Genomic DNA, 21,837 nt, shown 5'->3' on the forward strand with positions numbered 1-21,837 from the left:
AACCAGACCCGCGATGGCGGGATGATCGGGACAGACCCGTGGCTGAGTGGTCCCGTCATCCTGCCATCGCGTTTTACCGTGCGCGCTAGACCAGCAGCTGGTGGCGGGCGAGATCCCGGTACAGCGGCACCTGCTCGATGAGTTCGGTGTGCGTGCCCTGCCCCACCACTTCGCCGTTCTCCAGTACGACGATCAGGTCGCTGTCCACGACGGTGGACAGGCGATGCGCGATGACGATGAGCGTGCGGTCTGCGGAGACGGCGTCGATGGCCTCGCGCATGCGCTGCTCGTTGACGCCGTCCAACGACGAGGTCGATTCGTCGAGCAGCAGGATCGGGGCCTCGGTGAGCAGAGCTCTCGCGATCGCGAGTCGCTGGCGCTCCCCGCCGGAGAGCATCACTCCGTCTTCGCCGACCGGGGTCTCGAGTCCGAGGGTGCCGCGCTCGAGCACATCGCCGAGGTTCACGGCGCGCAGCACGCGCTCGCAGTCGGCATCCGTCGCATCCGGCGAGGCGAGCCGAAGGTTGTCGGCGAGCGTGCCGGCCAGCGTCGGGGCGTCCTGCTCGACGTAACCGAACCGTGCGCGCAGCTCGGCCCGCGGGTAGGTGCGGATGTCGTGACCGTCGAGGCGGATCGAGCCACCCGTCGGGTCGTAGAACCGCTCGATCAACGACAGCACGGTGCTCTTGCCGGCGCCGCTCGGGCCCACGAGGGCGACGCGCGACCCCCGCGGAACCTCGAAGGTCACGCCGCGGAGAACTTCGCGATCGGATGATTGCTCGGCATCCGTCACCGGAGCTGTGCTCTCGAGATGCGCGTCGACCAGCACGGTGCGTGCTTCGGTCGCGGCCGCCTCGCGCGCCGCCACGACGGCGTCCGGATAGCGGAACCGGACGTCGTGGAACGCGAGGGCGGGTGCGTCGACCGTCTCAGTGCGCGACTCGACGGACGCAGCGATGGCGGCATCCTCCTGGTCCTCGGTGGGAAGATCCAGCACCTCCTGGATGCGTCCCAGCGCACCGAGCGCCTGGTTCACGGATGTGATTGCGCCGAACGTCGTGGCCAGCGGCATGATCAGCATGAACAGGAACATCACGAACGTGATGAGCGAGGCGATCGTGATCGCGCCGGCCGCGACGCGGAAGCCGCCGACGCCGAGTACGGCGAGCAGCGACAGCTGCATGGCGACGCCGGAGATCGGCACCACGAGGGCCGAGACCTTCGCGATGCGCACGCCGAGACCGTAGGCCTCGCCGGCCAGGGCTGAGACGGATGTCGTCTCGCGCTCCGTGGCACCGGATGCGCGCACGGTGCGGATGGAGCCGACGGCGCGCTCGACCGCGGAGGCGAGCTCTCCCACTTTGACCTGCTGCGCACTGGATGCCGTGCGGATGCGGCCGCTCAGCATCACGACGACGGCGAGGGAGATACCGACGACCACGACGATCAGCAGCAGAAGGATCGGGTCGATGAGCAGCATCGCGATCAGGGCGCCGATGAAGAGGATGGCGCTGCCGACGGCATCCGCCAGTCCCTGGGTGAGCACGGCATAGAGAAGGGTCGTGTCGGTGCCGACGCGCGACACCAGGTCGCCGGTGCGGCGGGCGTCGAACTCGCGGATGGGCAGGTGCAGGATGCGTGCGATGAGCTGCCGACGACTGGAGTGCACGACCGCGGTACCGGTGCGCTGCAGCAGGTAATGCTGATATCCGGAGATCACCGACGAGACGAGCACGAAGCCGACCAGCAGCCACACGAGGATTCCCAGCGTCTCGTTCGCCTGCACCGCTGCGATCACCTGCCCGACCAGCAGCGGCTGCACGAGCGAGGTCGCGGCACCGAACACACTGAGGATCGCGACGACGATCAGCGTCTTCTTGTGCTCGAAGAGGAAGGGGAGGAGCTGGCGGAACGTGGCGCGCGGGCCGTCCTGCGGCGCGTTGCGTCCGCGTCGGCGTTCAGTCGCCGTACGAGACATGTGTGACCTCGATCTGAAGAAAAGGGGTTACCTACGACCGTACTTCCTGTGGGCGGCCTGCTTCGTCACGCCCAGGGCGCTCGCGATCGCCTGCCACGAGTATCCGGCGTTGCGTGCGCGTCGTACCTGCGACTCCTCGAAGCGCGACAACTCGCGTCGGACCTCGGTGAGCCGGTGCAGTTCGGCGATCGGTTCGCCCTGCGGGTCGAGTGCCTGTGCGGTCGGGATGCTCATACATGTCAACATATATTGACGAATGGGAAGCGTCAACCCAGATTGACACACGTGGTCGCGTCCTCGCGGTCCGACACAATGGAGCGATGACCTCGAAGCTCGTCCCCGGTGATCGCGTCGCCGTCCTGTCTCCGTCGTTCGCCGCCCCGGCCGTCGCGCCCGCACTGCACGAGCAGGCACTGCGCAGGCTCACGGAGCTGACGGGACTCATCCCCGTCGAGTACCCGACCACCCGCGAGGTCGGTGCCAGCCCGGAGGCGCGCGCGGCCGATGTGAACGCGGCGTTCGCGGATCCTGGCATCTGCGCGATCCTGGCGACGATCGGCGGTGACGATCAGATATTCGTCGTCCCGCACCTGGATGCTGCACTCGCGCAGGCCGACCCCAAGCCCTTCCTGGGATACAGCGACAACACGAACATCCACAACTGGCTTTGGCGGCACGGCGTGCCGAGCTTCTACGGCGGCTCGACCGCGGTGCATCTCGGCCCTGGCCCGGCCGTCGACGATGTCCATCTGCTGTCCCTGCGGGCGGCGCTGCTCGACGGCGGAGAACTCGAGCTCAGCGAGCCGGGGGAGTCGGAGGACGTCGGCCGCCGCTGGGAGGACCCCCGTGCGCTCGTCGAGTACGGCGATCGTCGGCCGACTGAGCCGTGGACATGGTCGGGACCGGCGAAGCGCGTGGAAGGGCGCACCTGGGGTGGATGCCTCGAGGTGCTCGACGGCCTGGCATTCGCGGATCGTCTGCCCGCGGCATCCGATCTCGAGGGCGCGATCCTGATCCTGGAGACGAGCGAAGAGCGTCCGCCGGCAGGCTGGGTCGGGCGCTGGCTGCGGGGGATGGGCGAGCGCGGCATCCTCGCGGCTGCTGCCGGAGTGATCGTCGCACGACCGCCGGTGAGCGACTTCGAGTTCCACCCGTCCGAGAGCGAGGCGCAGGTGCTCCGCGACGCGCAGCGCGACGTCGTGTTCGAGACCGTCGGGCGGTACAACCCGGATGCCGTGGTCTGCGTCGGTGTGCCCTTCGGGCACACCCGGCCGCAGTGGATCGTGCCCTATGGCGGCTCGATGGTGCTCGACGGCGCGCAGCAGAGGCTGTTCGCCCGCTACTGAGGCCGAGGCCCCCTCAGCGCGCCGACGCCCCCTCGCAGACACGTCTGCACGAGGGGGCGTCGGCGGCTGGAGGGGGCCTCGGTGGTGCGGCTCAGGCGGCGACTACAGTTCGACGGCGGCAGCGAGTCCGAGGTCGTCTTCGTAGTCGTTGTCCTTCGTCTCCTTCGTGAGGATCAGAGCGATGAAGGTGAGCACACCCATCGCCGACAGGTACAGTCCGACGAGCCAGGGCTCGCCGCCCGCGAACTCCCACAGCTTCAGGGCGATGAGAGGTGCGATCGCGGCACCGAGGATCGAGGAGACGTTGTACGCGATGGCGGAACCGGAATAGCGCACATTCGTCGGGAACAGCTCGGGCAGCATCGCACCCATCGGCCCGAATGTGATTCCCATCAGCATGAAGCCGAACACGAGGAACGCCTGTGTGAGCGCACCGGTGAACTGCGGGTCGATCTGCGGCATCAGGAACACGTTGAAGGTGAGACCGAAGACGATGATCGCTCCGGTGACCCACAGCAGGAGCTTGCGACGCCCGATCGCGTCGGCGACGGGGCCGGAGAGCAGTGTGAAGATACCGAAGAACACCACGCCGACGATCTGCATGAGCACGAAGTCGGTGTAACCGAAGCCCCCTCCCGGTACAGCGGCGTCGGTCGCGGCCGTGCCGTAGGCGAGCGTGAAGTTCGTCATCAGATAGAACAGCACGTAGGTGGCCAGCATGATGAACGTGCCGAGGATGAGGTGCTTCCAGTGGTGGCGGAAGACGGTGGCAAGCGGCATCTTGCGGATGATGCCCTTCTGCTCCGCCTTCTTGAAGGTGTCGGACTCGACCAGCTTGAGACGGACCCAGAGGCCGATGATGACCATCACGGCAGAGAACAGGAACGGGATGCGCCAGCCCCAGGCCAGGAAGGCCTCCGACTGCAGTGAAGGGTTCTCGCCGTGCGGGAGCGCCCAGTTGATGCCGAGGAAGATGAAGTTCGCGATGATGAAGCCGAGGGGAGCGCCCAGCTGTGGGAACGATCCGTACCAGGCGCGCTTGCCCTTGGGTGCGTTCTCGGTCGCGACGAGCGCGGCGCCTGACCATTCGCCACCGAGGGCGAATCCCTGAGCCAGACGCAGGATGAGCAGCAGCAGAGGCGCCACCCATCCGATCTGCTGGAACGTCGGGAGCAGACCGATGATGAATGTCGCGATGCCCATCGTGAGCAACGATGCGACCAGCGTCGCCTTGCGCCCGTACCTGTCGCCGAAGTGGCCGAACACCATCGCGCCGATCGGACGTGCGACCATCGCCGCGCCGAAGACGGCGAACGATGCCAGCAGCGACGCGGTGGCGTTGTCGCTGGGGAAGAAGAGGATCGGGAAGACGAGGACCGCAGCTGTCGCGTACGCGTAGAAGTCGTAGAACTCGATGGTCGTGCCGACGAGGCTCGCGAGGATGACCCGCGAGCGGGGGTTGGCGGGTTTCACTGCGGTGCTCATGATCTCCTAGCGTTCGTCGTGCTCATGAGAAAGCGAGCACCCGGGGAGTTTACGCCTCCCTGAACGTCTGCTGTGCGATCTCGAGGCAGCGCGTCATTCTTCGCGGTCGCCGAGTGCGAGGCCGGGAACGAACCGCGCGTGGGAGTCTCGCAGATGCTCGAGTTCGAGCACGACGACCCGATTCGCTCCCTTGCGCGTGGTCGGCGAAGGCACGTACATCGTGCGCTGAGGTCCGTTGCGCCAGTAGCGGCCGAGGAAGAAACCGTTCACGAACGCGTAGCCCTTGCCCCAGCTCGCCGTGTCGAGGAACAGATCGGTCTCCGACGGCAGATCGAACTCACCGATCCAGGCCGATCCTGTGGCACGGGCATCCTGCTCTGCGGACATCTCGAAGTCGCCCGCGGCGATGGCGGCGGCGATCGCGGCGACATCGAGCGGCGTCGAGCGCCAGCCGTGCAATGGTTCGCCGTCGAGAAGCGGTACGCCGATGAGGCCCTTCTCCTCCCCGAGACGGTTGCCGTAGTTCACGCGTCCCTGGTCTTCGACGAGGATGCTGAGGGTCCGACCCGGTGGGATCGAGACGGTGTGATCGTGGCGGGTGCGCGCGAGAGTGCCGACATTCCGGCCGTCCACGCTCACCCAGGCGAGATCGCGCACATCATCGACGGTCAGCGTCGCAGATGCGGAGAGCTCGGGCAGTTCGACGTCGTAGCGCACGAGCGCGCTCAGATGCCCGAGCTCGTCGAAGGTCGCCGGGCGCTCCGCCGTTGAGGAAGGGGCGACGGAGGTGCGGCCATCCGTCCACGCGCCAGCGTGCAGCAGTGGCACGGTGAACGATGGCGCGGGGACGCCCGGCTCCGGCAGCTCGTCCGGCACCGGTGCATGCTTCGCGATCACGTCACGCAACGCGTAGTACTTCTCGGTCGGATCGCCGGCCTCGTCCAGCGGGGCGTCGTAGTCGTACGACGTCACGAGGGGCAGGTAGCGCCCCTTGTGGTTCGCGCCGTTGGTGAGGCCGAAGTTCGTGCCGCCATGGAACATGTAGATGTTCACGGACGCGCCGGCGCTCAGCAGCGCATCGAGGTCGTCGGCGGTGGCGGCGACCCCGGTGGTGTGATGGATGCCGCCCCACCAGTCGAACCAGCCGTCCCAGAACTCCGAGCACATGAGCGGCCCGGTCGCCTGATGCCGGCGGAGGGTGGCGAGGCGCTCGGGAACGCGCGAGCCGAAGGATCCGGTGCGGTGGAGGCCCGCGAGGCTGCCGTCGGTGAGCATGCGGTCAACGGGCTGATCGACGGTGGTCAGCGGCACGGTGATGCCGGAATCCTTCGTGACGCGCACGAGCTCCTCGAGGTAGACCGCATCGGAGCCGTATGCGCCGTACTCGTTCTCGATCTGGACGAGGACGACAGGGCCGCCGTGCTGGATCTGCCGCGGGACGACGATGTCGTACACCCGTCGGAGATAGCCGGTGACGTCGGCGAGGTAGTCGGGGTCGGAGGTGCGGAGCGTGTCCTCATCGGCAGCCAGCCACGTCGGAAGACCTCCGTTATGCCATTCCGCGCATATGTACGGCCCAGGACGCACGATCGCGTCCATGCCCTCTGCACTGACCAGGTCGAGGAAGAGCCCGAGATCGTTCCAGCCGGTGGCATCCCACTCGCCGCGTCGTGGTTCGTGCGCGTTCCAGGCGACGTAGGTCTCGATCGTGTTCAAGCCCATCAGCCGGGCCTTGCGGATGCGGTCGCGCCACTGATCCGGGTGCACGCGGAAGTAGTGGATCGCTCCCGAGATGATCTGATGGGGCCGCCCGTCACGGAGGAAGTCGGTGTCGCCGATGGAGAAGGTGCTCACGTACTGCGCTTTCGATGAAAGGGGCCGGGCGGGAATGTAGAGCCCGCCCGGCCCGACTGCGGTCACTTGTTGACGCTGAAGCCCTGGCTGTCGCCGTACTCGACCAGCGCGTCCTGCCAGGCGGTGAGACCTTCATTGAGGTCGGTGCCGTTCTGGTACGACTGACCGACGGTGTCGCCGAAGATGCTGTTCGCGTACACCTGGTAGGGCAGGTAGTTCCAGCCTTCGACTACGTCGTCCGCGGCGGCGGCGAGCACTTCGTTGATCTTCTGCCCGCCGAAGTACTCGGGGGCGTCGCTGAGGAACTCCTCGCTCGACAGCTCGGCGGTCGTCGACGGGAAGCCACCCGATTCGAGGAACGTCGAGATGCTCTCCTCGCTGTTGTTCAGCCACCACAGGAATCCGGCCGCGAGCTCGGGGTTCTCGCTCTGCTTCGTGACGGCCTGGCCGCCTCCGCCGTTCTCGGCGGTGGCGGCGGTCCCGTCGTACGTGGGCATGGGGGCGACACGCCAGTCGCCCGAACCGTCCGGTGCGCCGGAGATCAGATTGCCCGGCATCCAGGCGCCGATCACGAGCGTGGCGAGGCTGCCGTCGCCGAGTCCGCGGAACCATTCGTCGCTCCAGCTCCCGTACGGGGCCAGCAGGTCCTCCTCGACGAGGCGGTTCCAGTTGTCGGCCCACTTCTTCGAGCCGTCGTCCTGAAGGTCGAGCGTGACGTCCGTTCCTGAGGTGGTGAACGGCTGCCCGCCGGCCTGCCAGATCATGCTCGTGGCGAAGCCTGCGTCACCGATGTCGTTGGTGATGTAGGCGTTCGGGTCTGCGGCGTGGATCGCCTTGGCCGCCTCGTAGTACTCGTCCCACGTGGTCGGCACCGCGACGCCTGCGGCGTCGAAGACGGTCTTGTTGTAGAAGAGCGCCATGGGGCCGGAGTCCTGCGGGAGTCCGTAGATGGCGTCGCCGTCGGTGACGGAGTTCCAGGTGGAAGCCGTGTAGTCGTCTTCGAAGTCGCCGAAGCCGTACTGGGAGAGGTCGACGAACGCATCGGTGAGGGCGAACTGCGGGAAGGCGTAGTACTCCACCTGCACGACGTCCGGCGCGCCGGAGCCTGCTTTGATGGCGTTCTGCAGCTTGGTGTACTCCTCGTTGTTCGTGCCCGCGTTGACGAGGTTGACCTTCACGTTCGGATAGGCCTTCTCGAATGCGGCGACCTGCGCCTCGGCAGACGGGGTCCACGACCAATAGGTGATCTCGCCGCCGGTCTCGAGTGCCGCCTCGATCGAATCGAACGATCCGTCGCCTGCGCTGTCCGAGCCGCCGGCGTCGGCGCCGGCGCTGCAGCCGGCCAGCGCGATGGCGGCCACGGTTCCTGCGGCGAGTGCCGTGAGTGCGCGACGAGTCGCGGTTGAGGGAATGTGCTTCATTGCTGTGTTCCTTTCGGGGTGGTGCTCGAGGTGTTCGGGAAGGTGCGGATGCGGGGGAGCGACGTCACTGCTTGACGCTTCCGGCGGTGAGACCGGACTGCCAGAAGCGCTGCAGGAGAAGGAAGGCGATGACGATCGGGATGATCGTGAGCAGCGAGCCCATGATCACGAGGTTGTAGATCGGCTGAGAGCCCGCTCCGATGGCCTGGTTGCTCCACTGGTTGAGTCCGACGGTCAGCGGGTACCAGTCCGGGTCGGAGAGCATGATCAGCGGCAGGAAGTAGTTGTTCCACGTCGCGACCACCGTGAACAGGGCGACCGTGACGATGCCGGGCGCGAGCAGGCGCATCGAGATGGTGAAGAAGGTGCGGAACTCACCTGCGCCGTCGATACGGGCGGCTTCGAGCAACTCGGTGGGCACCGATTCCGTGGCGAACACCCAGATGAGATACAGACCGAAGGGGCTGATGAGCGAGGGGATGATCACCGCCCACGGTGTGTTCGTCAGGCCGAGCTCGCTGAACAGCAGGAAGGTGGGCACCGCGAGTGCAGTGCCGGGCACGGCCACGGCTCCGAGGACGACGGCGAACACCGCGCGACGGCCGGGGAAACGGTACTTCGCGAGACCGTATCCGGCCATCGTCGCGAGCAGCGTCGCGCCGCCCGCACCGACCACGACGTAGAGCAGCGTGTTGCCGAGCCAGCGCAGGAAGATCCCGTCGCGGTACGAGAACGTGGCCACGAGGTTGTCGAAGAAGGCGAAGTCGTCGGAGAACCACAGGCCGAAAGAGGAGAACAGTCCGGCCTGGGTCTTGGTCGAGCTGAACAATAGCCACACCAGCGGAACCAGTGTGTACAGCGCATAGACGATCATCACGATCAGGAGCGTGTTCGACTTGCGCGGGTTCATCGGGTCGTGGCGCGTGGTCGCCTGGCGGTGGAATGCGAGCGCCATCTCAGCGCACCTCCGTCTTCGAGCCGCGCAGCTGCACGACGTAGGCGATCACGGCGGTGATGATGCCCATGATGATCGCGATCGTTGCGGCGTAGTTGAACTGCTGGCCCGCGAACGACAGGTTGTACGCGTACATGTTGGGCGTGAAGTAAGTGGTGATCACATTCGGCGCGAGAGGGCGCAGGATGTTGGGCTCGTTGAAGAGCTGGAAGCTGCCGATGATCGAGAAGATGCTGGCGATCACGAGAGCGCCGCGCACCGACGGGATCTTGATCGAGAAGATCGTGCGCCACGCGCCTGCGCCGTCGAGGGAGGCGGCCTCGTACATGTCGGTGGGGATGGTCTTGAGCGAGGAGTAGAAGATCAGCATGTTGTAGCCGACGAACTCCCACGTGACGATGTTGCCGATGGAGACCAGCATCCATTCCTTCGCGAACGGCGTCAGCGCCTGGAAGCCGAGGAAGTCGTTGAAATTCGCAGTGAGTCCGAACTGGTCGCCGTAGATGTAGCCCCACATCAGTACGGCGACGACGGCCGGAACCGCGTACGGCAGGAAGATCAGGATGCGGAAGAACGACGCGCCGCGCAGGCGTGCGCTGTCGAGGGCGAGCGCTGCTCCGAGAGCGAGCACGAGCATGATCGGCACCTGGATGACGAGGAAGATCAGGACCCGGCCGAACGCCTCCCAGAACTGCGGGTCGGTGAGTGCGCGCACGTAGTTGTCGAGCCCGACGAACGCCGTGCCGCCGATGAGCTTCTCCTGAAAGAAGCTCAAGTACATCGCGTAGGCGAGCGGCGTGAGGAAAACGAGGGCGAACACGACCATGAACGGGCCGACGAAGGCCCATCCTCTCCAATCGCGCTTCTCACGACGCCGGATGCCGGAGCGTCCGAGCGTCGCAGTGAAATCAGTCGTCATCGACGAGACCTTCTCTTGGTAGTGCGCATGCAGCGCGATGTGTCAACGTCAACATATGCGATCGACTGCTAGTGTGTCAACGTCAACACATGAATGGATTGGTCATCGTGTCCTCTGAGTCATCGGCAGTACCGCAACGGCGGAGAGACCCGTCCATGGAGGATGTCGCGCGCGAGGCCGGCGTCTCCGGCCAGACCGTCTCACGCGTCGTCAACGCCCGCGGTTATGTCGGCGCCGAGACGAGGACGCGTGTCGAGAAGGCCATGCAGAGCCTCGGATATCGTCCGAACAGTGCCGCCAGGGCGCTGCGGTCAGGGCGATTCCGCGCCATCGGCGTCATCATGTTCTCGTTCAGCTCCTACGGCAACCAGCGCACACTCGATGCGATCGCCGTCAGAGCCGCCGAGATGGGGTACGCCTTGACCTTGATCCCGGTGGAATCGAGCGCACGGGAGACCGTGGCCGGCGCCTTCCGCAGGATCGAGGAGCACGCGGTGGACGGCATCATCATCGTGATCGAGGCCCACCAGCTCGATGAGGCCGAGGTCGAGATGCCCCAGGGGCTGCCCGTGGTGTTCGTCGACTCGAATCGTGGCACGAGCCATCCGTTCGTCGACACGGACCAGGCGCAGGGCGCGAGGCTGGCGACCGAGCACCTGCTCGATCTCGGCCACGAGACGGTGTGGCACGTCACAGGCCCTGCCAAGTCGTACTCCGCCGAAAGGCGCCGCGAATCATGGCGGACGACGCTGGAGTCGCGCGGCAGGGAGATTCCGGAGGTGCTGTCGGGAGACTGGTCAGCGGCATCCGGATATCAGGCGGGCGTGCGCCTGCGCGCGATCGGATCGGTCACGGCAGTGTTCGCCGCGAACGACCAGATGGCGATCGGGGTCGTCCGCGCGTTCCGCGAAAGCGGACGGGACATCCCCGGAGACGTCAGCGTCGTCGGCTTCGACGGATTGCCTGATGCCGCGCAGCTGTGGCCGCCGTTGACGACCGTGCAGCAGCATCCCGAGAAGGTCGGTGCACTCGCGGTCGATGCGCTGCTCGCTGAACTCGACAGCGGAGAGCACGTGCAGACGCCGCTGGTCAGCACCGAACTCGTGGTGCGCGGGAGCACCGCACCCCCGCGCGCGTCGCACTAGCGCGACTCAGCGCCAGAGCAGAGCGATTGCGGCGTTCGTCACCGTCAGAATGCCGACGAGCCAGAACACCGCCGGCGCGACCGACGCTCCGCGCTTCTGCCGGCTCAGCCCGGACCCGACCAGGGCGCCGATCGCCACGAGGATGACCAGCTTGGTGCCGATCTTGATGTAGTTCGGCTCGGCGCCTTCCGGCAGACCCCATGGCGCAGCGAGTGCGAGTCCGGCGACTCCGGCGATGAGCAGTCCGTACTCCATGATCTTGCCGAACTGCTTCTGGCCGCCGAAGGCCTGGACGGCCCAGGACCCGAACAGCACGGCGAAGCCGATGAGGTGGATGAGAACGACGACCAGACGCAGAGTCTCCATGCCCGACACGCTAGCCCCGTCCGTGCGGGGCCGCCAGGAAGGCGAACCTCAGCCGCGCAGCTCGCGAATCACCAGAGCAGTGCGCAGTGCGGCATCCGCCGCCTCGGCGCCCTTGTCCTCCTTGGACCCCTCGATGCCGGCGCGATCGAGTCCCTGCTGCTCGTCGTCCACGGTCAGTACCCCGAAGCCGACCGGCTTGCCCGCGTCCAGCGCCACTCGGGTGAGGCCGTCGGTGGTCGCCGACGAGACGTACTCGAAGTGCGGGGTGCCGCCCCTGACGATGACACCGAGGGCGACCACGGCATCCGCCCCGCCTGCGAAGGCGGCCTGTGCGGCGACGGCGAGCTCGAACGAGCCGGGCACCCGCACGAGCCGATGAGTCGCGTGGGCGGCGTTGAGTACGCGCTCCGCGCCCGCGATCATCCCGTTCGTTATGGCCTCGTGCCAGGTGCCGGCGATGATGACGACGTTCAGTCCGGTCGCGTCGATCTGCTCGCCGGGTGCGGGGGCTCCTGCGCCGCTCATGCCTTGTCCTTTCCGTGGGCGAGGGCCTCGGCCAGCTCGGCCTCGCCGATGATGTGGCCCATGCGATCGCGCTTGGTCTCGAGGTACTGGTGGTTGTTCGGCCCTACGCCGACGATCAGCGGCACCTGCTCGGCGACGTCGAGTCCGAGCTCGCGCAGCTGCTTCACCTTGTCGGTGTTGTTGGTCAGCAGGCGCACCTTCGAGATGCCGAGGTCGCTGAGGATGCCGGCGGCCGCGGCGTACTCGCGGGCATCCGCCGGCAGCCCGAGGGCGAGGTTCGCGTCGACCGTGTCGAGCCCTTCCTCCTGCAGGCTGTATGCCCGCAGCTTGTTGATCAGGCCGATGCCTCGGCCCTCGTGCCCGCGCATGTAGATGACGACGCCGCCGTCCTGCTCGATCGCGTCGAGCGCTGCATCGAGCTGAGGCCCGCATTCGCACTTGAGCGACCCGAACGCCTCGCCGGTCAGGCATTCCGAATGCACACGGACCAGTGCGGTCTCGCCGAGCTCGCCGGAGACGACGGCGATGTGATCGGTGCCGGTGACACGATCCTTGTAGGCGAGGAAGCGGAAGGTGCCGTGATCGGTGGGAACCGTCGCGTCGGCCCGCAGGCTCACCCGCCGCTTGCCGGCGCGGGAGGATACGACCGGACCGTCTTGCGGGTCGATCTCGTTCAGGTGCGCGATGAGCTGCTCGATCGTGATCACGGGCACGCCGTCGCGTGCGCCGAGCTCCTTCAGACCGGGCAGACGCATCATGCTGCCGTCCTCCGCGACGACCTCCGCGATCGCGCCGACCGGCTGCAGACCCGCCAGCTTCATCAGGTCGACAGCCGCCTCGGTGTGCCCGCTGCGCTCGCGTACGCCGCCGTCGACGGCCCGCAGCGGCAGAACATGCCCGGGGCGGATCACACTCGTCGCGGTCGATGCCGGGTTGGCCAGCACGTTCAGCGTGTGCGCGCGGTCGGATGCGCTGATGCCGGTGGTGACGCCCTCCGCAGCATCCACGCTCACCGTGTAGGCGGTCGAGCGGGCGTCCTCATTGGCCTCCACCATGGGCGGCAGGTTGAGGCTGTCGGCCAGGTCGGCGGGCATGGGTGCGCAGATGAATCCGGACGACCAGCGCACCGTCCACGCGACCCATTCGGGCGTGGCGAGTTCGGCCGAGAGGATCACGTCGCCCTCGTTCTCGCGGTTCTCGTCGTCGGCGACGATGACCGGACGACCGGCGCGCAGCGACTCGAGGGCTTCTTCGATGGTGGCAAGGCTCATCGCGAGCCTCCTTCCGAGACAGCCCGGAAGGCGAGCAGGCGCTCGACATGACGGGCGAGGATGTCGGTTTCAAGATTGACGCGATCGCCGACTGCACGGGATCCGAGAGTGGTGGCGACGAGGGTCTCGGGGATCAGGGAGATCTCGAACCATGCCTGTGCGGCGGACGGTTCGCTCACGGCGCTGACGGTCAGGGAGGTGCCGTCGACGGAGATGGAGCCCTTGTCGACGATGAGCGGCGCGAGATCTGCCGGCAGGGTGATGCGCAGCACGCTCCACGCGTCGCCGGGGCGCACGTCGACGACCTCGCCGACCCCGTCGACGTGGCCCTGCACGATGTGACCCCCGAGACGCGCTCCGACGGGCATGGCCTTCTCGATGTTGACGCGGGTGCCGACGGATGCCGTCGCCAGAGCCGACACGTCGAGCGTCTGCTTCATGACGTCCGCGTCGAAGGTGTCGGGCGTGGAGGCCACCACGGTCAGGCACACGCCGGAGACGGCGATCGACTCGCCGTGCACGGCGTCGTGCGCAGCCTTCGGCGCACGCACCGTCAGCCGCCATCCGTCGCCGGCCGGCGCGATCGCGGTGATCTCGCCGATCTCCTCGATGATTCCGGTGAACATCAGCGGACCCCCTCTTTGTCTTCTTCGAATCCGGCTTTGTCTTCTTCGAATCCGGCGACCGCCAGCAGGTCCGCGCCGAGCGGCACCCACTCCTCGACGTGCAGACGTCGTGCGGCGTCGATCGTCGGCACGCCGATCTCGGTGAGCGCGAGACGGCCGCCGCCCAGCAGCACCGGGGCGATGTAGGCGAGCACGCGGTCTGCCAGTCCTGCCGCGATGAACGCGCTGGCCAGAGTCGGACCGCCCTCGACGAATGCGCGCTGGATGCCGCGCTCATGCAGATCGGCGACGACGGAGTGCAGGTCATGGGTCGCGTAGAATACCGACTCTTTCGGGTGGCGCCGCAGCGCGGCATCCGCCGGCGTCTCGCGCGAGCCGACCACCACGGGGATCGGCTGGTGCTCGTACAGCGCGTCTCCGTCTCGGGCGGTGAGAGCGGGATCATCTGCGAGTACGGTGCCGGTGCCGACGATGATCGCGTCGGCCGCAGCCCGACGACGGTGCACGTCGGCGCGGGCGGCGGGTCCGGTGATCCACTGGCTCGATCCGTCGGACGCCGCGGCGCGGCCGTCGAGGCTCTGCGCCCACTTCACGATGATCTGCGGGCGTCCGAGGCGCTGCGCGGTCAGCCAGTCCGAGATGAGTGCTCGGGCGCCGTCGGCCTGCTCGCCGGCCTCGACCTCGACGCCGGCGCTGCGAAGACGCTCGGAACCACCGCCGGAGAGCGCACCGGGATCGTCGAGCGCGTAGACCACCCGTGAGATGCCGGCCTCGATGAGCGCGACGGCGCACGGTCCGGTGCGGCCGGTGTGATTGCACGGTTCAAGAGTGACGACGGCCGTCGCGCCGCGTGCGGCGTCTCCGTCGAGCTTCGACAGTGCATCGACTTCGGCGTGCGGCGTGCCGGCTCCGTGATGCCAGCCCTCGGCGATGATCTCGCCGGAGGAGGAGAGGATGACGGCGCCCACCTGAGGGTTGGCCCCGCGGGGTCCGCGTGCGGCGAGCTCGAGCGCACGCGTCATCGCGCGGCGTTCCGCCTCGTGCACTGCCATCCGTCGTCCTTCTGCTCTCGCTCCGGGGATGACAGACGGCGCGCTCTCGCGCATCGTGCTGCCTCCCTTCCGGACTAGTGAGAACTCGTTCTCACATCACCGTCGGTACCGGAATTCCACCGGATCGGCATCTCGGTTTCCCTCGACGCTCGCGGACTGTCACCGCCGGTTCGGATTCACACCGACCCCGGAGCACGTTGATGCTCAGTGTAGTCAACGTATGCACGCGCATTTCATTCCGTGACCGTGCGCGTCTACTTCAGCAGCCGGGACAGCCGACGGTCGGCGAGCGGCTTGCCGCCGGTCTGGCAGGTGGGGCAGTATTCCAGCGACCTGTCGGCGAAGAACACGCTGCGCACGGTGTCGCCGCACACGGGGCACGGCTCGCCTCGACGCGCGTGCACCTGCATGCCGCGGCGTTTGGCATCCTTGAGGTCGGCAGGTGGTTTGCCCGCGGCCTCGGCCACGGCATCCGTCAGCGTCGTGCGCATCGCCGAATAAAGGCGGTCGACCTCTTGCTCGTCGAGGGTGCCGGCGATCGCATACGGCGACATGCGCGCGGCGTGCAGGATCTCGTCGGAGTAGGCGTTGCCGATGCCGGCGATGACGGATTGATCGCGCAGCAGGCCCTTGATCTGCATCCGCCGGCCTTCCAGCAGAGCGGCGAACGCATCGCGATCGAAAGCGTGCTCCAGGGGATCGGGCCCGAGCCGCGCGATGCCCGGCACCTCTTCAGGATCGCGCACGACGTAGACCGCGAGGGACTTCTTCGTCCCTGCTTCCGTGAGATCGAAACCGCTGTCGTCATTCAGCGCGACGCGCAGGGCGATCGGCGACTTTCCGGGTTTGATCAGCGTCGTCGGGAGCATCTCGTACCAGCGCAGCCAGCCGGCCTTCGCGAGATGGAACACGAGATGGAGGTCGTCTCCGCACGACAGCACGATGAATTTGCCACGGCGAGCGGATGCCGTGATCTCTGCGCCGTGCAACGCGGTGTTCGGCGGATCGAAGGTCTTCAGCGCCGCGATGGCGCCCACGCTCGTGCGCGTGATGGTCCGGCCGACCGCGCGCTCGCCGAGGAACGCGACCAGCCCCTGCACCTCAGGCATCTCCGGCATGTCCTCATCCTGCCACCCGCGTCCGACACGCGCAGGAGTCGACGAGAATCGATCTGCAGCACGAGACCGGACTCAGCAACGGCCTTCTCATGCTGCAGACGCCTTCTCGGTCGACGTCACTCCAGCACGGGCCACGAGACAGGGGTGCGATCGTCGGTGGGCAGCAGGCCGGCGACCCAGCCGTCGTCGCGGCCGCGCGGGCTCGTGAGCGCCTGGCGCTGGAGTCCCTCGTAGCGGAACCCCAGCGCACGCGCAGTGCGGGCCGAAGGCACGTTGCCCGCGACGGCCTGCCAATGGATGCGCGCGAGATCCGACTCGGCGAACCCCCAGTCGATCACCGCGCGAGCCGCCTCGACCATGAAGCCCTGCCCGCGCGCATGCGCCGTGGCCCAGTAGCCGAGCTCGGCCGAGCCGCCGCCCGCGTGCGGTGCGATGTGATGCAGACCGATCATGCCGATGAGCACGTCGTCCTGGAAGACGGCCCAGACGGTCTCCTCACCCGATGCCCACCACTCGGCCACCAGCGTCACAAAGCCCTCGCCGTTCTCACGCGTGTACGGGCTCGGAACCGTCGTCCATCGGGGGATCTCGGGGTCCTGGCACGCGGCCGTGATCGCGTCGACGTCATCCGTCGTCGGCGGGCGGAGGACAAGGCGGTCGGTGCGGAGGGTGACGGGTTCCATCACGGAATCCTACGGCGTGCGGCCCGTCGGCGAACGCACCCCGGCCGGATGTCAGAGGCGCGCATTACACTCATCAGGTGACTGTTCCCGGGATTCTGCGCGCCTTGGAAGAGGCGTCTCTGTACCACGACGCCCTCACCTGGGCGCAGACCGATGCCGATCTCGGACTCGTCGACGGGCTCGACGCTCCGACGATCGCGGGACTGCTCGACAAACGCGCCGGCTCGGGGCGTCCGGCATCCCTGCTCGTGGTCGCGCCGACCGGTCGTCGCGCGGAATCGCTCGCGGCGGCTCTCGACTCCTATGTGCCGGATGCCGAGATCCTCAGCTTCCCCGCATGGGAGACGCTGCCGCATGAGCGGCTCAGCCCGAGTCCCGACACGGTCGGCCGGCGCCTCGACACGCTTCGCCGCATCACCACGTGGTCCGGCGAGCGTCCCCTCATCGTTGTCGCCTCGGTGCGCGCTGCGCTGCAGCCGATCGCCGCCAATCTGGGGGACACCGCGCCGCTCTCCCTCGTGCTGGGCGGGAGAGACCTCGAGCTCGACGACGCCGTCGAGCAGCTCGTCGAGCGCGCCTATTCCCGCGTCGACATGGTCTCGCGCCGCGGCGAGTTCGCCGTGCGCGGGGGCATCCTCGACGTCTTCCCACCGACGTCCGAGCATCCGTACCGCGTCGAGTTCTTCGGCGACGAGATCGACCAGATCCGCGCCTTCTCCGTGGCGGATCAGCGCTCGCTCCCTGGCGATGTCGACCGCGTCGAGCTGCCGGCGACCAGGGAACTGCTGCTCACCGCCGACGTGCGCGAGCGTGCGCGCTCGCTGATCTCCGGATTCCCCGCGATCGCCGGGATGCTGGAGAAGATGGCGGAGGGCATCCCTGTCGAGGGGATGGAGTCGCTGCTGCCCGCGGTGTCCGGTCCGCTCAAGGCGCTCGCCGAGTACTTCCCCGAGGGCACCGCCGTCGCGCTCGTCGACCCCGAGCGATCGAGCGCCAGGGCGCAGAGCCTCGGCGAGACGAACCGCGAGTTCCTCGATGCCGCCTGGAGCGCCGCGACCTCGGGCGCCTCCGCGCCCATCGACCTCGGCGCCGGAGACTTCGTCAGCGTCGCGCGGCTGCGTGAGATCGTGCGCGAACGCGACGGCGTCTGGTGGCGATTCAGCCCGTTCGCGACCGATGACGACGATGCGGCGAACATCGACGCCTCGATCATCCCCTCGTTCCACGGGAACGTCGACGGCGCGATCGACTTCGTCGACGGCAGACTCGCCGACGGATGGCGGGTCGTGGTCGTGGCATCCGGGACCGGCCTGGTGGACCGCGCAAGAGACGTTCTCTCCGACCGCGGCCTCGCGGCACGCGTCGTGGATTCCCTCCCTGACGCGCCGGAACCCGGAGTCGCGACGCTCGTGCTCGGCGCCCTCGAGTCGGGCTTCCAGGTGCCGGAGGCGAAGCTCGCCGTCCTCACCGACAACGAGTTCTACGGCCGCACGATCGGCGGCGATCAGCGCATCGTGAAGAAGCTCGCGTCGCGCCGCAAGAACGTCGTCGATCCGCTGCAGCTCAAGAACGGCGACTACGTCGTGCACTCGACGCACGGCATCGCGAAGTTCGTCGAGATGACGCAGCGCGAGGTGTCCACCGGCGGGCGCAACGCCACGAAGACCACGCGCGACTACCTGGTGCTGGAGTACGCGCCGTCCAAGCGCGGATACCCCGGCGACAAGCTGTACGTGCCCACAGACCAGCTCGATCTGCTCTCGAAGTACGTCGGAGGAGAGGCACCGACCCTCTCGAAGATGGGCGGCAGCGACTGGTCGGCTGCCAAGGGCAAGGCGCGTCGCGCCGTGCGCGACATCGCCGTCGAACTCGTGAAGCTGTACTCGGCGCGCATGTCGGCGAAGGGCCACGCGTTCGGGCCGGACACCCCGTGGCAGCGAGAGCTGGAAGAGGCGTTCCCGTTCGCCGAGACCCCCGACCAGCTGCAGACCATCGACGAGATCAAGGCCGACATGGAACGGCCGATCCCCATGGACCGGCTGCTGTCGGGCGATGTCGGCTTCGGCAAGACCGAGGTCGCAGTGCGCGCGGCGTTCAAGGCGATCCAGGACGGCAAGCAGGTCGCGATGCTCGTCCCGACGACGCTGCTGGTCAAGCAGCACTTCGAGACCTTCTCCGAACGCTTCGCCGGGTTCCCGGTGAAGGTCAGGTCGCTGTCGCGGTTCCAGACCGACAAGGACGCGCGACTCACGCTCGAGGGGCTGCTCGACGGATCGGTCGACATGGTCATCGGCACGCATCGCATCCTCACGGATCAGGTCATGTTCAAGGACCTCGGGCTGCTCATCATCGATGAGGAGCAGCGCTTCGGCGTCGAGCACAAGGACAAGTTGAAGAAGCTGAAGACGAACGTCGACATCCTCGCGATGAGCGCGACGCCCATCCCGCGTACGCTCGAGATGGCGGTCACCGGCATCCGTGAGATGTCGACTCTCGCGACGCCGCCGGAGGACCGGCATCCGATCCTCTCGTTCGTCGGCCCGCGCAGCGACAAGCAGATGGCCGCGGCGATCCGGCGCGAGATCCTGCGCGAGGGCCAGGTGTTCTTCGTGCACAACCGCGTGCAGTCGATCCAGCGCGTGGCCTCGGAGCTGGCGGAGCTGGTGCCGGAGGCGCGGATCGCCGTGGCTCACGGTCAGATGGGCGAGCACCAGCTCGAGCAGGTCGTCGACGACTTCTGGGAGCGCAAGTTCGACGTGCTCGTGTCGACGACGATCGTCGAGACCGGGCTGGACATCTCGAACGCGAACACGATCATCATCGACAAGGCCGACAAGTACGGCCTCAGCCAGCTGCATCAGTTGCGTGGACGCGTGGGCCGAGGACGCGAGCGGGCGTACGCGTACTTCCTGTACGACGACTCGAAGCCGCTCTCCGAGACGGCGGCCGACCGCCTGCAGACGATCGCGGTCAACAATGATCTCGGCAGCGGTATGCAGGTGGCGCTGAAGGACCTCGAACTGCGCGGCGCGGGCAACATGCTCGGCGGCGAGCAGGCGGGGCACATCGCCGGGGTCGGGTTCGATCTGTATCTGCGCATGGTCGGTGAGGCGGTCGCGACGTTCCGCGGCGAGGACGTCGAGACCGGCAACGAGCTGCGGATGGAGCTGCCGGTGGATGCCCGCATCCCCGAGACTTACATCGACAGCGAGCGCCTGCGTCTCGAGGCGTACCAGAAGCTGTCCGCTGCCGCGGCCGCGACCGCGAAGGACGATGCGATCGATTTCGTGATCGAAGAGCTCACCGATCGTTACGGCACCCCGCCCGAAGAAGTGGAGGGGCTGGTCGCCATCGCACGCCTGCGTCGGCGTGCGGCTCGTGCCGGTCTCGCGGACGTCGTGGCGATGGGTTCGAACCTCCGCGTGGCGCCCGCACGTCTCGAGGATTCGATGAAGGTGCGGCTGCAGCGGCTGTACCCCGCGGCGAAGCTCGTCGGCGGGGGAGAGGCACTGGTCGTGCCGCTGCCGCGCCCGGGTGGCGAGCCGCCGACGGACGCTGGCCTGCTGGAGTGGGTCGACCAGCTGTTCACGGCGCTGTTCCCCGAGCCCGCGAAGGCCGCCGCGCCCGCCGCGCCCGCCGCTTCGTGACGGCTGCGTCGAGGATGCCGTACGGGGAGACTGGTTCGTATGGCTGATTTCGATGAACTGATCGCCCTGGGCTCCGACGCCGACGTCACGGGGTGGGATTTCGACTGGCTCCAGGGGCGCGCGAGCGAGGAGCGCCCGCCGTGGGGCTACGCAGGGCTCCTGGCCGAGCGACTGACCACGGCATCCGCATCGCTCGACCTCGACACCGGTGGTGGCGAAGTGCTGGCCGAAGCGCAGACCTTCCCGCCGATCGCGGTCGCGACGGAGTCCTGGCACCCGAACGCCGCGAAGGCCACGTCGCTGCTGCACCCGCGCGGAGTCGTCGTGGTGCGCACAGGACAGGACGACCCGTTGCCGTTCGCCGACGGCGCGTTCGACCTCGTCACCAGTCGGCATCCTGTCGCCCCGCGGTGGACCGAGATCGCACGGGTGCTGCGCATCGGCGGCACCTATCTCGCCCAGCATGTGGGACCGGCGAGCGGGTTCGAGCTGATCGAGTTCTTCCTCGGCCCCTTGCCGGAGCAACGACGAGGACGTCACCCCGACGACGAGATCGACGCCGCCGAGGCAGCGGGACTCGAGATCGTCGATGTGCGCCGAGCGACTCTGCGCATCGAGATCCGTGACGTCGCGGCCGTGGTCTACCTGCTGCGCAAGCTCGTCTGGTGGGTGCCCGACTTCACCGTGGAGCGCTATCGCGATCGGCTCCGCGACCTGCACGAGCTGATCGTGCGCGACGGTCCATTCGTCGCGCACTCCTCTAGGCACCTCCTCGAGGCGCGACGATCCGCCTGAGCGGTGCGGGTGCGCCGGCTCGTCGGCAGCGCTAGCATGACCGCATGCTGTACGAGCACCTCGGGGCTCGGCCCCGGATCCACGAGACCGCCGTCATCGCGCCCACCGCCGTCATCTCCGGTGATGTGGAGATCGGAGCGGACTGCCAGGTGCTGCACGGCGCCGTCATCACGGCGGAGGGCGGGCCGATCACCCTCGGCGAGAACGTCATCGTGATGGAGAACGCGATCGTGCGCGCCAGCTCGGCGAACCCCGTGCACATCGGCGATCACGTGCTGATCGGCCCGGGGGCATCCGTGTCCGGTGCGGTGATCGGCGACGAGGTGTTCCTCGCGACCGGAACGCGGGTGTTCAACGGTGCCAAGATCGGCGCCCGCGCCGAGGTGCGCATCAACGCGGTCGTGCACCTGCGCACGACGCTCCCGGAGGACACGGTCGTCCCGATCGGCTGGGTGGCGGTCGGCGATCCGCTGCTCGTGCTGTCTCCGGACAAGCACGAGGAGATCTGGGCGGCGCAGCGCGAACTGGACTTCCCCGGCTACGTGTTCGGCGTGGACCGCGACACCCCGGATGTCATGGTGCAGCTCACCGAGCGCTATGGGCGTTCGCTGGCGCGGCACGCGGATGACCATCCGGCGTGAGCCCGTCCAC

19 protein-coding genes and 1 riboswitch are annotated in these 21,837 nt (G+C 67.7%); of the genes, 5 read left to right on the forward strand and 14 right to left on the reverse strand.

Annotated features, from left to right (window positions below):
- Positions 1-85: 85 nt before the first annotated feature.
- Positions 86-1,978, reverse strand: a complete 1,893-nt coding sequence (locus ACYVG2_RS01380; protein WP_460779345.1) for an ABC transporter ATP-binding protein — start codon at positions 1,976-1,978, stop codon at positions 86-88.
- 27 nt (positions 1,979-2,005) lie between these two features.
- Positions 2,006-2,212 (reverse strand): AsnC family protein, encoded by a 207-nt coding sequence (locus ACYVG2_RS01385; RefSeq protein WP_460779346.1) that lies wholly within the window; start codon positions 2,210-2,212, stop codon positions 2,006-2,008.
- A gap of 86 nt (positions 2,213-2,298) precedes the next feature.
- On the opposite strand from ACYVG2_RS01385, the gene ACYVG2_RS01390 reads away from it, so the two are divergent.
- Complete coding sequence (locus ACYVG2_RS01390; RefSeq protein WP_460779347.1) at positions 2,299-3,324, forward strand: S66 family peptidase; 1,026 nt, start codon at positions 2,299-2,301, stop codon at positions 3,322-3,324.
- A 102-nt stretch (positions 3,325-3,426) separates the two neighbouring features.
- On the opposite strand, the gene ACYVG2_RS01395 is transcribed toward ACYVG2_RS01390, so the two are convergent.
- The 5 genes from ACYVG2_RS01395 to ACYVG2_RS01415 form a co-directional block, all read right to left on the reverse strand.
- Entirely contained in the window at positions 3,427-4,809 is a 1,383-nt protein-coding gene (locus ACYVG2_RS01395; protein WP_460779348.1) for an MFS transporter, read from the reverse strand.
- A 93-nt stretch (positions 4,810-4,902) separates the two neighbouring features.
- Entirely contained in the window at positions 4,903-6,663 is a 1,761-nt protein-coding gene (locus ACYVG2_RS01400; RefSeq protein ID WP_460779349.1) for a glycoside hydrolase family 35 protein, read from the reverse strand.
- A gap of 62 nt (positions 6,664-6,725) precedes the next feature.
- Positions 6,726-8,084 (reverse strand): ABC transporter substrate-binding protein, encoded by a 1,359-nt coding sequence (locus ACYVG2_RS01405; RefSeq protein ID WP_460779350.1) that lies wholly within the window; start codon positions 8,082-8,084, stop codon positions 6,726-6,728.
- 64 nt (positions 8,085-8,148) lie between these two features.
- Positions 8,149-8,994, reverse strand: a complete 846-nt coding sequence (locus tag ACYVG2_RS01410) for a carbohydrate ABC transporter permease (RefSeq protein ID WP_460779916.1) — start codon at positions 8,992-8,994, stop codon at positions 8,149-8,151.
- A 46-nt stretch (positions 8,995-9,040) separates the two neighbouring features.
- On the reverse strand, positions 9,041-9,958 hold the full coding sequence (locus tag ACYVG2_RS01415; protein ID WP_448965129.1) for a carbohydrate ABC transporter permease: 918 nt from the start codon (positions 9,956-9,958) through the stop codon (positions 9,041-9,043).
- A gap of 155 nt (positions 9,959-10,113) precedes the next feature.
- Between ACYVG2_RS01415 and ACYVG2_RS01420 the strand changes: the two genes are divergently transcribed.
- The gene (locus ACYVG2_RS01420) at positions 10,114-11,103 is read left to right on the forward strand and encodes a LacI family DNA-binding transcriptional regulator (protein ID WP_460779351.1); all 990 of its coding nucleotides are present in this window, start codon (positions 10,114-10,116) and stop codon (positions 11,101-11,103) included.
- A 6-nt stretch (positions 11,104-11,109) separates the two neighbouring features.
- On the opposite strand, the gene ACYVG2_RS01425 is transcribed toward ACYVG2_RS01420, so the two are convergent.
- The 7 genes from ACYVG2_RS01425 to ACYVG2_RS01455 form a co-directional block, all read right to left on the reverse strand.
- Positions 11,110-11,469 carry a Fe-S protein gene (locus ACYVG2_RS01425; RefSeq protein ID WP_448965127.1) on the reverse strand — a complete coding sequence of 120 codons (360 nt, stop codon included), beginning with the start codon at positions 11,467-11,469 and terminating at the stop codon, positions 11,110-11,112.
- 48 nt (positions 11,470-11,517) lie between these two features.
- Positions 11,518-11,994 (reverse strand): 6,7-dimethyl-8-ribityllumazine synthase, encoded by a 477-nt coding sequence (gene ribH, locus ACYVG2_RS01430; protein ID WP_460779352.1) that lies wholly within the window; start codon positions 11,992-11,994, stop codon positions 11,518-11,520.
- Positions 11,991-13,265, reverse strand: coding sequence for a GTP cyclohydrolase II (ribA, locus tag ACYVG2_RS01435; protein WP_460779353.1), 1,275 nt, complete (start codon positions 13,263-13,265; stop codon positions 11,991-11,993). The genes ribH and ribA overlap by 4 nt, the downstream gene beginning before the upstream one ends.
- The gene (locus tag ACYVG2_RS01440; RefSeq protein WP_460779354.1) at positions 13,262-13,891 is read right to left on the reverse strand and encodes a riboflavin synthase; all 630 of its coding nucleotides are present in this window, start codon (positions 13,889-13,891) and stop codon (positions 13,262-13,264) included. Before ACYVG2_RS01440 ends, ribA begins: the two co-directional genes overlap by 4 nt.
- On the reverse strand, positions 13,891-14,943 hold the full coding sequence (gene ribD, locus ACYVG2_RS01445) for a bifunctional diaminohydroxyphosphoribosylaminopyrimidine deaminase/5-amino-6-(5-phosphoribosylamino)uracil reductase RibD (RefSeq protein ID WP_460779355.1): 1,053 nt from the start codon (positions 14,941-14,943) through the stop codon (positions 13,891-13,893). The genes ACYVG2_RS01440 and ribD overlap by 1 nt, the downstream gene beginning before the upstream one ends.
- A gap of 52 nt (positions 14,944-14,995) precedes the next feature.
- A riboswitch (FMN riboswitch) is annotated at positions 14,996-15,142 on the reverse strand.
- A gap of 55 nt (positions 15,143-15,197) precedes the next feature.
- The gene (locus ACYVG2_RS01450; protein WP_460779356.1) at positions 15,198-16,061 is read right to left on the reverse strand and encodes an Fpg/Nei family DNA glycosylase; all 864 of its coding nucleotides are present in this window, start codon (positions 16,059-16,061) and stop codon (positions 15,198-15,200) included.
- A 116-nt stretch (positions 16,062-16,177) separates the two neighbouring features.
- Positions 16,178-16,744, reverse strand: a complete 567-nt coding sequence (locus ACYVG2_RS01455; RefSeq protein WP_460779357.1) for a GNAT family N-acetyltransferase — start codon at positions 16,742-16,744, stop codon at positions 16,178-16,180.
- Positions 16,745-16,821: 77 nt separating this feature from the next.
- Here ACYVG2_RS01455 and mfd point away from each other — a divergent pair, with 77 nt between their 5' ends.
- Genes mfd through ACYVG2_RS01470 form a run of 3 tightly spaced genes read left to right on the forward strand, consistent with a single transcriptional unit; the run spans position 16,822 to position 21,827 of the window.
- Complete coding sequence (gene mfd / locus ACYVG2_RS01460; RefSeq protein ID WP_460779359.1) at positions 16,822-20,391, forward strand: transcription-repair coupling factor; 3,570 nt, start codon at positions 16,822-16,824, stop codon at positions 20,389-20,391.
- A 39-nt stretch (positions 20,392-20,430) separates the two neighbouring features.
- A complete protein-coding gene (locus ACYVG2_RS01465) occupies positions 20,431-21,186 on the forward strand; it encodes a methyltransferase domain-containing protein (RefSeq protein WP_460779360.1) in 756 nt (251 codons plus the stop codon).
- Positions 21,187-21,230: 44 nt separating this feature from the next.
- A complete protein-coding gene (locus ACYVG2_RS01470) occupies positions 21,231-21,827 on the forward strand; it encodes a gamma carbonic anhydrase family protein (protein ID WP_460779361.1) in 597 nt (198 codons plus the stop codon).
- Positions 21,828-21,837: the final 10 nt, after the last annotated feature.

This window comes from Microbacterium shaanxiense, assembly GCF_054779995.1.

Coding starts and splice junctions, on each gene's coding strand:
- ACYVG2_RS01380 (WP_460779345.1), bottom strand. CDS start 1,978: ATGTCTCGTACGGCGACTGAACGCCGACGCGGACGCAACGCGCCGCAG.
- ACYVG2_RS01385 (WP_460779346.1), bottom strand. CDS start 2,212: ATGAGCATCCCGACCGCACAGGCACTCGACCCGCAGGGCGAACCGATC.
- ACYVG2_RS01390 (WP_460779347.1), top strand. CDS start 2,299: ATGACCTCGAAGCTCGTCCCCGGTGATCGCGTCGCCGTCCTGTCTCCG.
- ACYVG2_RS01395 (WP_460779348.1), bottom strand. CDS start 4,809: ATGAGCACCGCAGTGAAACCCGCCAACCCCCGCTCGCGGGTCATCCTC.
- ACYVG2_RS01405 (WP_460779350.1), bottom strand. CDS start 8,084: ATGAAGCACATTCCCTCAACCGCGACTCGTCGCGCACTCACGGCACTC.
- ACYVG2_RS01410 (WP_460779916.1), bottom strand. CDS start 8,994: ATGAACCCGCGCAAGTCGAACACGCTCCTGATCGTGATGATCGTCTAT.
- ACYVG2_RS01415 (WP_448965129.1), bottom strand. CDS start 9,958: ATGACGACTGATTTCACTGCGACGCTCGGACGCTCCGGCATCCGGCGT.
- ACYVG2_RS01420 (WP_460779351.1), top strand. CDS start 10,114: ATGGAGGATGTCGCGCGCGAGGCCGGCGTCTCCGGCCAGACCGTCTCA.
- ACYVG2_RS01425 (WP_448965127.1), bottom strand. CDS start 11,469: ATGGAGACTCTGCGTCTGGTCGTCGTTCTCATCCACCTCATCGGCTTC.
- ribH (WP_460779352.1), bottom strand. CDS start 11,994: ATGAGCGGCGCAGGAGCCCCCGCACCCGGCGAGCAGATCGACGCGACC.
- ribA (WP_460779353.1), bottom strand. CDS start 13,265: ATGAGCCTTGCCACCATCGAAGAAGCCCTCGAGTCGCTGCGCGCCGGT.
- ACYVG2_RS01440 (WP_460779354.1), bottom strand. CDS start 13,891: ATGTTCACCGGAATCATCGAGGAGATCGGCGAGATCACCGCGATCGCG.
- ribD (WP_460779355.1), bottom strand. CDS start 14,943: ATGGCAGTGCACGAGGCGGAACGCCGCGCGATGACGCGTGCGCTCGAG.
- ACYVG2_RS01450 (WP_460779356.1), bottom strand. CDS start 16,061: ATGCCGGAGATGCCTGAGGTGCAGGGGCTGGTCGCGTTCCTCGGCGAG.
- ACYVG2_RS01455 (WP_460779357.1), bottom strand. CDS start 16,744: ATGGAACCCGTCACCCTCCGCACCGACCGCCTTGTCCTCCGCCCGCCG.
- ACYVG2_RS01465 (WP_460779360.1), top strand. CDS start 20,431: ATGGCTGATTTCGATGAACTGATCGCCCTGGGCTCCGACGCCGACGTC.
- ACYVG2_RS01470 (WP_460779361.1), top strand. CDS start 21,231: ATGCTGTACGAGCACCTCGGGGCTCGGCCCCGGATCCACGAGACCGCC.